The sequence below is a fragment of the Pseudobutyrivibrio ruminis DSM 9787 genome, assembly GCF_900218035.1.
Lineage (GTDB): Bacteria > Bacillota > Clostridia > Lachnospirales > Lachnospiraceae > Pseudobutyrivibrio > Pseudobutyrivibrio ruminis.
The window spans coordinates 1-12585 of sequence record NZ_OBMR01000011.1; the positions used below are offsets into that span (position 1 = coordinate 1).

General features: G+C 41.0%; 14 protein-coding genes. 1 reads left to right on the forward strand and 13 read right to left on the reverse strand.

Annotated elements, in window-relative coordinates; genetic code table 11:
• Nucleotides 1-281 (forward strand): IS3 family transposase (locus tag CRN97_RS11155; protein ID WP_143483228.1); only part of this gene is annotated, 281 nt, incomplete at its 5' end.
• Nucleotides 282-338: 57 nt separating this feature from the next.
• Here the strand turns inward: CRN97_RS11155 and CRN97_RS11160 are convergent.
• From CRN97_RS11160 to CRN97_RS11220, 13 genes are all read right to left on the reverse strand, one after another.
• Nucleotides 339-575 carry a KH domain-containing protein gene (locus tag CRN97_RS11160; RefSeq protein ID WP_033154032.1) on the reverse strand — a complete coding sequence of 79 codons (237 nt, stop codon included), beginning with the start codon at nt 573-575 and terminating at the stop codon, nt 339-341.
• Nucleotides 576-598: 23 nt separating this feature from the next.
• Complete coding sequence (gene rpsP / locus CRN97_RS11165) at nt 599-841, reverse strand: 30S ribosomal protein S16 (protein WP_033154031.1); 243 nt, start codon at nt 839-841, stop codon at nt 599-601.
• Between the two features lie 39 nt (nt 842-880).
• Nucleotides 881-2221, reverse strand: coding sequence for a signal recognition particle protein (gene ffh, locus CRN97_RS11170; protein WP_033154030.1), 1341 nt, complete (start codon nt 2219-2221; stop codon nt 881-883).
• A gap of 3 nt (nt 2222-2224) precedes the next feature.
• Complete coding sequence (ylxM, locus tag CRN97_RS11175) at nt 2225-2560, reverse strand: YlxM family DNA-binding protein (RefSeq protein ID WP_033154029.1); 336 nt, start codon at nt 2558-2560, stop codon at nt 2225-2227.
• 82 nt (nt 2561-2642) lie between these two features.
• Nucleotides 2643-3854, reverse strand: a complete 1212-nt coding sequence (gene ilvA / locus CRN97_RS11180) for a threonine ammonia-lyase (RefSeq protein ID WP_090394010.1) — start codon at nt 3852-3854, stop codon at nt 2643-2645.
• 26 nt (nt 3855-3880) lie between these two features.
• Nucleotides 3881-4810, reverse strand: a complete 930-nt coding sequence (gene ftsY, locus CRN97_RS11185) for a signal recognition particle-docking protein FtsY (protein ID WP_033154027.1) — start codon at nt 4808-4810, stop codon at nt 3881-3883.
• Nucleotides 4811-4828: 18 nt separating this feature from the next.
• Entirely contained in the window at nt 4829-8389 is a 3561-nt protein-coding gene (smc, locus tag CRN97_RS11190) for a chromosome segregation protein SMC (RefSeq protein WP_097076948.1), read from the reverse strand.
• An 18-nt stretch (nt 8390-8407) separates the two neighbouring features.
• Nucleotides 8408-9109: a ribonuclease III gene (gene rnc / locus CRN97_RS11195; protein WP_044934237.1), complete on the reverse strand. Its 702-nt coding sequence runs from the start codon at nt 9107-9109 to the stop codon at nt 8408-8410.
• A 96-nt stretch (nt 9110-9205) separates the two neighbouring features.
• Entirely contained in the window at nt 9206-9442 is a 237-nt protein-coding gene (acpP, locus tag CRN97_RS11200; RefSeq protein ID WP_033154024.1) for an acyl carrier protein, read from the reverse strand.
• 3 nt (nt 9443-9445) lie between these two features.
• Nucleotides 9446-10468: a phosphate acyltransferase PlsX gene (gene plsX, locus CRN97_RS11205; RefSeq protein ID WP_097076949.1), complete on the reverse strand. Its 1023-nt coding sequence runs from the start codon at nt 10466-10468 to the stop codon at nt 9446-9448.
• Between the two features lie 97 nt (nt 10469-10565).
• Nucleotides 10566-10745 (reverse strand): 50S ribosomal protein L32, encoded by a 180-nt coding sequence (rpmF, locus tag CRN97_RS11210; RefSeq protein ID WP_033154022.1) that lies wholly within the window; start codon nt 10743-10745, stop codon nt 10566-10568.
• Between the two features lies 1 nt (nt 10746).
• Nucleotides 10747-11277 carry a YceD family protein gene (locus tag CRN97_RS11215; protein ID WP_049960241.1) on the reverse strand — a complete coding sequence of 177 codons (531 nt, stop codon included), beginning with the start codon at nt 11275-11277 and terminating at the stop codon, nt 10747-10749.
• Nucleotides 11278-11380: 103 nt separating this feature from the next.
• Complete coding sequence (locus tag CRN97_RS11220; RefSeq protein ID WP_044934233.1) at nt 11381-12577, reverse strand: acetate/propionate family kinase; 1197 nt, start codon at nt 12575-12577, stop codon at nt 11381-11383.
• Nucleotides 12578-12585: the final 8 nt, after the last annotated feature.

Here is a 12585-nt window from a genome sequence, read left to right on the forward strand (position 1 = left end):
AGTATCAACATACTTACTATAGAACTGCTTTAAAGGAGCATGGTATTATCCAATCCATGTCTCGTAAAGGTAACTGCTATGATAATTGTATTATGGAGACATTCTTTGGAAGATTAAAAAATGAGATGTATTATGGCTATGAGAAAGATTATTCTTCTTTTGAAGAATTCTCAAAAGCAGTTGAAGAATATATAGATTACTATAATAACAAAAGAATTCAGGCAAAAACAAAATGGATGCCACCTGTACAATACAGGGTAGCATCCATGTGTTTAGCCTAGTTCATAAATATGTGTCCAGGATTCTGGGTACATATCAAAACTCAGGTTCCTACAACATTAGTCAACGTCAACAATATCAACGATAACTTTCTTGTCAATCTTTGAGGCTGCAGCCTTTACTACAGCGCGGATAGCCTTGGCAATTCTGCCCTGCTTTCCAATAACCTTACCCATATCAGATGGTGCAACGCGAAGCTCAACAACGATTGATTTAGCGTCTTCCTTCTCTGAAACTACAACCTCCTCAGGATTGTCTACAAGTGACTTAGCAATTACTTCAACTAATTCTTTCATCACTATTCATTCCTTTCGAGTGTTTACTGAACGCCTGCCTGCTTGAAAAGTCTAGCAACTGTCTCTGTTGGCTTTGCGCCGTTTGAGATCCACTTCTTAGCTGCCTCAGCATCAACTGTAACTGCTGCTGGCTCCTGGTTAGGATCGTATGTACCGATCTCATCGATGTTTCTACCGTCACGAGGTGCTCTTGCATCTGCTACTACGATTCTGTAGATTGGTCTCTTCTTCTGACCCATTCTCTTTAATCTAATCTTTACTGCCATTTTTAATTCCTCCTAAATAATAAAACTAAATGGTCTTGGCTAAAATGGGAAGCGCATTCCGCGGCGTCCCTTGCCCATCATATTTGGCATCTGCTTCATCATCTTCTTTGATTGTTCGAATTGTTTAACGAAGCGATTAACCTCTGCTATATCTAAACCAGCTCCAGCAGCAATTCTGTGCTTTCTGCTAGGATTTAGTAATTTTGGATTCTCACGCTCTGCAGGAGTCATGGAAAGGATGATAGCTTCGATGTGTGCAAGCTTTTTATCATCCACAGCCCCTTCAATCTGAGCCAACTGGCTAGAATTGATACCAGGCATCATTCCAAGGATGGATGAAAGGCCACCAAGCTTTTTCATCTGCTCCATAGAAGTGAGATAATCGTTGAAATCGAATGATGCTTTCTTTACTTTCTTTGAAAGCTGCATTGCTGCATCCTTATCGATTTCTGCCTCCGCCTTTTCGATGAGTGAAAGTACATCACCCATGCCAAGGATTCGGCTCGCCATTCTGTCTGGATGGAACTGCTCCAAATCTGAAAGCTTTTCACCCATACCAGCGTAAAGAATCGGCTTTCCTGTGACAGCCTTAATAGAAAGGGCTGCACCGCCTCGAGTATCACCATCAAGCTTTGTGATGATTACTCCATCAATGCCAATCTTTTCATCGAATGTAGCTGAAACATTAACTGCATCCTGACCTGTCATGGCATCAACTACCAAAATGGTATTGAGGATATCGATATTGCTCTTTATAGCTGCGAGCTCATTCATCATATCCTCGTCTATGTGAAGACGACCGGCTGTATCGAAGATAACAACATCGAAGCCGTTCTTTTTAGCGTAAGCCATTGCCTCTTTGGCAATCTTTACAGGCTTTTCTTTATCTCCTAAAGAGAAAACCTCAACATCCTGCTTTTTACCGTTTATCTGTAACTGCTCTATAGCTGCAGGACGATAAATATCACAAGCTACCAATAAAGGCTTTTTGCCCTTTTGTTTTACCTTGCCAGCAAGCTTTGCTGTGGTAGTTGTTTTACCGGCACCCTGAAGACCAACCATCATGATTGTGGTGATGGCGCCGCCTGTGCCAAAAGTGATATCTGTAACTTCTGAGCCCATTAAATTAACAAGCTCTTCGTTTACAATCTTTATAACCATCTGCCCGGGATTCAAGCCGTTCATAACATCTGAACCAATTGCTCGCTCTGTGACAGTGTTTGTAAATTGCTTTACAACCTTGAAGTTAACATCGGCCTCAAGAAGTGCCATCTTAACTTCCTTTAAAGCAGCCTTAACGTCAGCTTCTGTAAGTCTGCCCTTGCTTCTTAGATTCTTAAATACGCCTTGAAGCTTTTCTGAAAGTGAATCAAAAGCCATAAATTATAGTTCCTCTAAAATCAACTGAGATAATCGGGAAATCTCTGATAAAGTAGCTTCGCTAGGATTTCCTTCTGTCAATTCGTTTATACGAATGACATCTCCTCTAATGTTCATAAACTTTTCTACGAGATGGAGCCTAGATTCATAATCCTGTAAAAGCTTGTCGCATCTCTTTAAAATATCGTGCACCGCCTGACGGGAAATGGAAAGTGAATCTGCTATTTCTGCAAGGGATAAGTCATCATTGATGCTCATCTCGTATACGCTACGCTGATGCTCTGTTAAAAGCTCACCATAAAAATCATATAAATAACCAGATTTAATCTTGTCTTCCATATCTCTCCTTTTAGCGACCTTAAATAATATACTATAATAAAATAGAGGTGTCAAGTATAAATACTTTACACCTCTAATATTATTAAAGTGAAGTTCTAACTATCTTTGGTCTGTAACCGCCTTCATCCAAAGCCTTGAGGATCTGCTCCTTGTGGTCTGTACCGAAAGCTTCAAGAGTGATGCGAAGCTCTACAGCTGCAGAACGATTTGTTGTAACAAACTGATTGTGCTCAAGCTTGATAACATTGCCCTGCTGATCTGCAATAAGCTGTGATACCTTTGCAAGCATACCTGGCTTATCAGGAAGAAGTACAGATACTGTGAAGATTCTGTCTCTAAAGATAAGACCCTGCTGAACTACTGAAGACATTGTGATAACGTCCATATTTCCACCAGAAAGTACAGATACAACTCTCTTATCTTTGAAACCAAGATGGTTCAATGCAGCAACTGTAAGAAGTCCTGAGTTTTCAACTACCATCTTGTGATTCTCTACCATATCGAGGAATGCAACGATAAGCTCATCATCGTCTACCGTGATAATCTCATCGATATTTTCCTGAAGATAAGGGAAAATGTTTGAACCTGGTGTCTTTACTGCAGTACCATCAGCAATAGTGTTTACAGAAGGAAGTGTTGTAACCTCTCCCTTTGCAAATGATGCCTGAAGTGAAGCAGCTCCACTAGGCTCAACACCGATTACTTTAATCTTTGGATTAAGAAGCTTTGCAAGTGTAGATACACCTGTTGCAAGTCCGCCGCCACCGATTGGAACAAGAATATACTCAACAAGAGGCAACTCCTTGAAGATTTCCATTGCAATAGTACCCTGACCAGTTGCAACTGCTAAATCATCGAAAGGATGAATGAATGTGTAGCCATGCTCATCAGCAAGCTTGTAAGCATACTCACATGCCTCATCATATACATCACCATATAAAACAACATCGGCACCGTAGCTCTTTGTACGGTTGACCTTGATGAGAGGAGTTGTTGTAGGCATAACGATTGTTGCCTTTACGCCATATTTGCTGGCTGCATATGCAACACCCTGGGCGTGATTACCAGCAGATGCTGTAATAAGTCCCTTTGCTCTCTCCTCATCTGTAAGAGTGCTTATTTTGTAATATGCACCCCTAAGCTTATATGCACCAGTAAGCTGCATATTCTCTGGCTTAAGGTAAACCATATTTCCACACTTCTCACTAAAATAATCGCTGTAAACCAGCTTTGTCTCGTGTGTTACCTCAGTGACAATCTTTGAGGCTTCTTCAAATTTGTCCAATGTAAGCATAATTAGTCTCCCTCTTGTGTGGCTTACTATTGTTCAGCGTAGAATAATGCATCAACAAATTCATCTGCGTTGAACTTTTCTAAGTCGTCAATTGTTTCTCCAACACCAATATATTTTACTGGCAATTTTAACTCAGATTGGATAGCAATTGCAATACCGCCTTTTGCAGTTCCATCTAATTTTGTAATAACAATACCAGATATATCTGTAACCTCAGAGAATTCTCTAGCCTGAACAAGGGCATTCTGGCCTGTTGTACCGTCTAACACAATAAGTGTCTCGCGATATGCCTCTGGGAATTCTTTTGAGATAGTGCTGTTAATCTTAGAAAGTTCGTTCATAAGATTCTTTTTGTTGTGTAATCTACCTGCAGTGTCCACAAGGAGAACATCTACATTTCTAGCCTTTGCTGCGTGAACAGCATCATAAACAACTGCCGCTGGATCTGAGCCCTCTGGACCACCGATAAAATCTACTGATGCTCTGTCTGCCCATTCCTTAAGCTGATCAGAAGCAGCTGCGCGGAATGTATCAGCGCCAGCAACCATAACCTTTTTACCAGCAGCCTGAAGCTTTCCAGCAAGCTTTCCGATTGTGGTTGTTTTTCCAACTCCATTTACACCGATTACTAAAACAACAGATGTCTTCTTTTCAAAATCAAATGATGTCTCATCGAGAGCCATCTGCTCTTTAATTTCGTTGATAAGAAACTGCTTGCACTCGGCAGGCTCCTTGATGTGCTCCTTTTTTACTGCCTCTCTTAAATCGTCGAGGATAGTCTCTGTAGTGCGCACACCAATGTCACCCATGATAAGGACTTCTTCAAGCTCCTCGTAGAAGTCCTCATCGATATTTGAAAAGCCGTTGAAAATGTAATCCATCGACTTTATAAAATTGTCTCTTGTTTTGGTCAGGCCCTTTATAAGGCGCTGCCAGAAGCTGATTTTTTCTGCCATATAACCTCCAGCTAAGGATTAATCATCCAACTGTGCTTCGATAAGATTTACAGAAACAAGAGCAGAAACACCCTTCTCCTGCATTGTGATACCGAATAATCTGTCTGCTGCGTTCATAGTACCACGACGGTGAGTGATAACGATGAACTGTGTATTCTTTGTAAGCTTGTGTAAGTATCCAGCAAATCTATCTACGTTTGCATCATCAAGAGCCGCCTCAATCTCGTCCAAGAGACAGAATGGAGATGGCTTAAGGTTCTGAATAGCAAACAATAATGCGATTGCAGTAAGTGATTTCTCACCACCGGACATCTGCATCATATTGATAAGCTTCTTTCCTGGTGGCTGGGCATTGATAATAATACCTGTCTCAAGTAAGTCCTCACTGTCAACAAGCTCAAGTGTACCATGTCCACCACCGAACAATTCCTTGAATGCCTTGTCGAACTGCACCTGGATGTCCTTGAATCCTTCAGCAAACTGCTTTCTCATTCCTTCATCAAGCTCATCGATAATACGAACAAGAGAAGCCTCTGCCTCAACCAAATCATCGTGCTGTCCCTTAAGGAAGTTGTAACGCTCAGAAAGCTCTTTGAATTCCTCGATAGCGTTTACATTAACATTTCCCATAGCTCGGATAGCATTCTTGATTTTAGAAGCATCCTTCTTCATCTGATCCAAATCGTTATACTCTGGATCCTTTAATTCTTCTGCTGAATGATATGTAAGCTCATATTCATTCCACATGTAGTTGTTTTGATATGAAATAGCATCGCTGATTTTCTCTCTCTGTGAATCCAGACGATAGATTTCCTTGTCTAATTCAGAGATTCTATCTGTGATTTCCTGTCGCTGTTCAAAGAAGTTCTTGTGTGAGTTATTAAGCTCTTCTTTTCTTGCAACAGCTTCTTTGATTTCTTCCTCAAGCTTTCCAAAGGATTCGTCAGATGCAGAGATTGTAGCCTTAATCTCGTCGATTCGGGCTTTCTTTGCTTCTGTCTCTTCTTTTGTAGACTGAGCATTTTCTTTGATAACTGCAATATCAGCAACACACTTTTCGATTTCAGATGTGATACGGTCTAAGTTCTGCTGAACGAAATCAACCTTCTGTCTAGCATTAGCCTCCTCAATCTGAACCTCAGACATTGTTCTGTTAACAGAAGTCTCCATGTAAGTCTTCTCATCAACTTCGTCTGAAAGCTTTTGGATCTCAGCTTTGAGCTCTGCTTCTTTATCTTCTGATTCCTGCTTTTCGGACTCGATTTCCTTCTTGCCTGCAGCGATTTCAGTGAGCTGTGTTTCAAGCTCTTCGCTTTCCTTAGAAAGACCTTCGTAAGCAGTTAAGCTTTCCTTCTTCTGCTCATTTGCTCTGTCTAAGCCAAGCTTTGCTGTATTTAAAGCAATAGCTGCTTCATTCAGCTTTGTAGTGTTGTCATCTCTGTCGCTTTCAAGAAGTGCAACAGCTGTCTCAATCTCACCCTCACGGTTCTTGAGCTCATCCATCTCCTTAGAGATAACATCAAGCTTGCCTTCAAGCTCCTCAATCTCACGATTTCTACCGAGAAGATTTGATTTGTTCTTGAAGTGACCACCGGCCATTGAACCACCTGGTGCAAGGTATTCACCATCAAGTGTAACGATATGGATGCTGTAGTTGTTTTTCTTTGCAAGAGCGATAGCTGAATCGATATTGTCAGCAACTACAACTCTACCAAGAAGATAAGCTACAACACCATCAAACTTGCTATCACATGTAACAAGCTCTGATGCAAGACCAAGAACTCCCTTGTCATTAAGGACTTCTGTCTTCTTGAAATTGCCTCTTCCATCAACAGATGTCAAAGGAAGGAATGTGGCACGACCAAGCTTGTTTTCCTTTAAGTAGCTGATAAGCTTCTTTGCGCAAGCTTCGTCTGCTGTAACGATATTTTGAATGTTTCCACCGAGAGCTGTCTCGATAGCCATTTCGTATTTCTTTTCAACATGGATAAGGTCAGAAATAACGCCCTCGATACCATCGATTCTGCCCTTCTGCTCCATGATTTTACGAGTCGAATTACCGTATCCCTCATAGCGCTCTGCAATGTTCTTGATTGACTCTAATCTAGTCTGAACACGAGCGAACTCATCTTTCTTTGCCTGTAATGCAGTAGAATTCTCACGGCTCTTCTTTTTCCATTCAGCTGCCTTTTCAGTGAATTCCTTGTCCTTTTCCTGAAGCTCAAGAAGAAGTGACTGTGCATTCTTAAACTCATCCTCTGCAAGGGCAACAGCAACATCCAAATCCTCTTCACGAGTCTTTCTTTCAAGGAGACGCTGATTAAGCTTTGCCTTACGGATGTTTGTCTGCTCAAGCATAGTCTCAAGACGCTGCTCCTTAGACTTGATTGAAGCACGATTGTTGAGCAGTTCCATGATAGCTTTGTTGTCCTGCTCAATTTTTTCGTTATTCGAAGTGATTGCAACCTGGAGCTCACTGTAGTTAGTCTTAACAGAATTGAGACGTTCTACAGCTTCCTCCAATGTCTTATCAAGATTTTCCTTTTCAGCCTTGAAATCTGCTAACTGGCTTTCTTTATCTGCCTTATCTGTCTCGATTTCAGCGATACGGCTTGCCATATTTTCATCTGTGGCATTAGCAGAACGAATCTGCTCCTCTAAAAGAGCAATTTCGTTTTCCAGTTTGCCCTTCATAAGAGTAGAATCAGACTGATTCTTCTTTAAGGTTTCGATTTCAACATCAAGGTCGTTGATCTGCTGCTCCAAAGAGTCGTATTTTGTACGAATCTCCTCCTGAGCTGTCTTGCTTTCTTCCATGTGTTCTCTAGCAAGATTTGCATTCTTTTCAACCTCATCTAAATTAGCCTGAAGTCTATCAACCTCAAGCATGAAAGAGTTTACGTCGATACGCTTAAGCTCTTCTTTGTATTTTAAGTATTGCTTTGCATCCTCAGACTGCTTTTCCAAAGGTCCGATACGACGCTCCTGCTCAGAAAGAATATCATTTACACGAACAAGATTCTCTCTCTCGCTTTCAAGCTTCTTTACAGATGCTGCCTTACGCTTTTTGTACTTTACGATACCAACAGCTTCATCGAAAAGCTCACGTCTATCCTCTGGCTTACCAGACAAAATCTTTTCGATTTGGCCCTGTCCGATGATAGAATATCCTTCCTTACCGACACCAGTATCATAGAAAAGCTCTGACACATCCTTCAAACGGCATGGTGTACCATTGAGAAGATACTCGCTTTCGCCTGAACGATAAACACGACGAGCAATTGTAACTTCCTCGTAGTCTACTGGAAGCACATGGTCAGAGTTGTCCATTGTAAGTGCTACATATGCATATGAAAGAGGCTTTCTTGCCTCTGTTCCTGCAAAGATAACATCCTGCATGCTGGCACCACGAAGCTGCTTTGCAGACTGCTCACCGAGAACCCAGCGAACAGCATCAGCAACGTTACTTTTACCGGAACCGTTAGGACCAACGATACCTGTGATACCATTATGGAATTCGAATTTCATCTTGTGTGCAAAAGATTTAAATCCGTATAATTCAATACTTTTAAGATACATTAAATTCTCCCTAATTAATTATATAATCTTGATAGAGTCTTCTTTGTGGAGGCGCATCAAGCCTTCATAAGCAGCTTCCTGCTCAGCAGCCTTTTTGGTGCTACCAACACCTGAGCCAAGAACTCTATCCCCAACTAAGGCTTCAACCTTAAATTCCTTAGCGTGGTCTGGACCAGTTTCAGAAATTAGCTGATATGTAAGTGGTTCTTTAAAATTAGCCTGAACAACTTCCTGCAATCTGGTCTTGCTATCGTAAAATAGCTGCTTGTGTTCTATGTCGTTTAAGACAAACCTGTGGATATATTCAGAAGCGGGCTCCATTCCACCATCCAAAAAGATAGCGCCGATTGTAGCCTCAAAGGCGTCAGAAAGAATAGACTTTCTATTTCGACCGCCTGTCATGTCCTCACCTTTAGATAGACGAACATAGTCTCCAAGGTTTATTTCCTTGCAAATGTAAGCCAGAGTAGGCTCACAAACTATGCTAGCTCTAAGTCTAGATAATTTACCTTCATTTAATTCGGTATAATTTAGATACAAAAACTCACTCGAAACGATTTCAAGCACTGCATCCCCAAGGAACTCAAGTCTCTCGTTGTCGCTAAGCTTTGGCATATGGTTTTCATTTGCATATGAACTATGTGTCAAAGCCTGTTGTAGTAAGCTTTCGTCTCTAAACTCATAACCGATAATCTTTTGAAATTCCTTTAAACTATTCAAAATACTACCTCCTGAGTTTAAAATAGTGTCCACTGAAAGTGGACACTAAACGTGTAATTGTTGCGGCCCTATAATAGGCCGCATTTACACATATAATTACTTATTTGCAACTGTCTTCTTGATAAGCTCAACTGCATCACCTACAGTAGAAAGCTTCTCAGCTGCCTCTGTATCAACTTCGATGTTAAGCTTTTCCTCAACACCCATGATAATCTGGAATACATCAAGTGAATCTGCACCAAGATCATCAACAAAAGTAGTCTCTGTTGTGATTTCAGCGGCATCAACGTTTAATACCTCTGCAATAATCTCTTTGAGTAAATCGAATTCCATTATCTAGTCCTCCTTTTTCTTTTCTATAACAATATTATCTCTAATAAACTCGTTAATCTGCTGCTCTTTGAAGGTTACACACTGGAAAATAGTGTTTCTAACCTCTCCGGCCTTTGCACTACCGTGAGTCTTAACAACAAGGCCCTTTAATCCAAGGAGTGGAGCTCCGCCGTATTCACTGGCATCGAACTTTTTAAGAGTCTTCTTTAAAGCTGGAAGCGCAAGTGCAGCGCCAATTTTTGATCTGAGGGTACTCATCAAACCACCCTTGATAACAGTGATAAGTGTACCTGCCAAACCTTCGTATAATTTAAGAATAACATTACCAACGAATCCATCGCAGATAATAACATCTGCATCGCCGTTAGGAATGTTTCTAGCCTCAATGCTACCGATGAAATTAATATCTTCGCATTCCTTTAAAAGTGGCATAGTCTCTTTTACGAGAGCATTACCCTTTTCTTCTTCGGCACCAACATTGACAATGGCAACACGAGGATTTTTAACTCCTACAACCTTTTCCATGTAGATGCTACCCATCTTGGCAAACTGTACCAAGTGGCTAGGACGACAATCAACATTTGCTCCGCTGTCTGCCAAAAGAGCAACGCCGGTCTTTACTGGGAAAAGTGTGCCAAATGGTGCACGCTCAATGCCACGAATACGACCAACAATACCGAGACCACCTGTAAGAAGAGCTCCGGAATTGCCTGCTGAAACAAATGCATCTGCCTCACCATCCTTTACAAGGTGAAGGCCTACTACCATGGAAGAATCCTTTTTTCTTTTGATAGCAGCTACTGGATGCTCAGCTGTCTCGATAACCTCTGTAGCATTTTTTATTTCAATCTGGTCCTGTGGGTATGTGTAAGATGAAAGCTCTGTTTTGATAACATCTTCCTTACCAACAAGAATAACTTTAATAGCTTTGTTTGCATTAACAGCATCAACAGCGCCCTGTACCATTGCTGATGGTGCGTTATCTCCGCCCATTGCATCAAGTGCAACTATAGTATAATCACTCATGATAATATCCTTTCATACATACTTTAGAGATTATACTTTAAATTAGGCATTATTTCAAATAAAAAAACCTTTCGGAAACTCCGAAAGGTTTTTAAAATTAATCAACTGCGATGATTTCTTTTTTGTTGTATGATCCACAGTTCTTGCAAACTCTATGTGGTACCATAAGCTCTCCACACTTGCTGCACTTAACGAGTGTTGGTTTGCTCATTTTCCAGTTTGCTCTTCTTTTATCTCTTCTTCCCTTAGAAGATTTGTTCTTTGGACAAATAGACATGCTATTTCACCTCCTTAAAGCTATTAAAGACATCTAAAAATTGTGCCATTCTAGGATCTAAGACTGTGTCGTCACATCCACAAGACTCGATATTACGATTCTTGCCACAGACTGGGCAAATACCCTTGCAGTCGTCCTGGCACAATATCTTTGCCGGGAAATTCACTAAGATCTCGTTTAATATGAGTTCATCTACAACTATTTCCTCACCATCAACAAATGAGTAAGGACCTATTTCTTCATCTGGAACTACCTGCCCTTCTGAAACCTCAACAGTTTCATCAACAGCCACAGGTACATCAAATGAAACATCTGTCAAGCATCTGTCACATGAACCAGTGATATTAGCACTAGTAGTAAAAGTGATATGAAGCTTTCCAGAACCAATCATAGACAAAACTACATCAAATGGCTCTGTGCGATTGATAGTAAACTTACTGCCAAGATAAGAAAAATCATGTATGTCGCAAGTTCCAGTAAACTTCTTATTTTGATCAGGTAATGAAGTGATATCCTTAATAGAAATCTTCATATAAAATCTCCTATCCACACTTTGCCAATTATACTAAGCTTTAATATGCTTGTCAAACACTTTTAAGAAAAAAGTGCATTAATTTTACAAAAATTTGATGAAATTATTTGCCAGATACGATAGCTGCTGTATCTCTTGCAATCATAACTTCCTCGTTTGTAGGTACAACGTATACCTTAACCTTTGAAGAGTCAGAAGAAACAAGTCTCTCCTCGCCAGCTACGTCGTTTCTAGCGTCATCGATTTCAACGCCCATGAAACCAAGATGGCTACATACAGCCTTTCTAAGGCCTGCATTGTTCTCTCCAAGACCAGCTGTGAAGCAGATGATATCTGCACCGTTCATAGCAGCTGCATAAGCACCAACATACTTAGCGATGCGGTATGCAATCATATCCATAGCAAGCTTTGCTCTCTCGTTGCCTTCTGCTGAAGCAGCAATAAGATCACGGAAGTCTGAAGAAATACCAGAAACACCAAGTGCACCAGATTCCTTGTTAAGTACGTTCATAACGCCTGCAAAATCAAGACCTTCCTTCTTTGCCATGAATTCAACAGCTGAAGGATCGATATCTCCTGAACGTGTACCCATAACAAGTCCTTCAAGTGGAGAAAGACCCATTGATGTATCTACTGACTCACCATTGAGAACTGCACAGCAAGATGCGCCGTTACCAATGTGGCAAACGATGATTTTTGAGTTCTTAAGGTCGCATCCGTCCATCTCAGCTACACGCTTTGAAACATAGCTGTGTGATGTACCGTGGAAACCGTAACGACGTACGCCGTACTGCTCATAATATTTGTAAGGAACTGCATACATGTATGCTTCCTTAGGCATTGTCTGATGGAATGCTGTATCAAATACACCAACCTGTGGCTTACCTGGCATAAGCTCGCGGCATGCATTGATACCGATGATATTTGCTGGGTTGTGAAGTGGAGCAAGATCGTTGCACTCTTCTACAACCTTGATCATCTCGTCTGTGATAAGTGCAGAAGCTGCGAACTTCTCACCACCATGAACGACTCTGTGACCTACTGCATCGATTTCGTCAAGAGACTTAAGAGCACCTGTAGCTTCGTTTGTAATAGCGTTGATTACAGCTGCAACAGCCTCCTTGTGTGTAGGCATAGGGATTTCTGTGATTTCCTTATCAAGACCAGCCTTCTGATAAACGATACGTCCATCAATGCCGATTCTCTCGCAAAGTCCCTTGCAAAGTACCTGCTCGCTCTCTGAATCAATAACCTGATACTTAAGAGATGAGCTACCACAGTTGATAACTAAGATCTTCATAATAATAA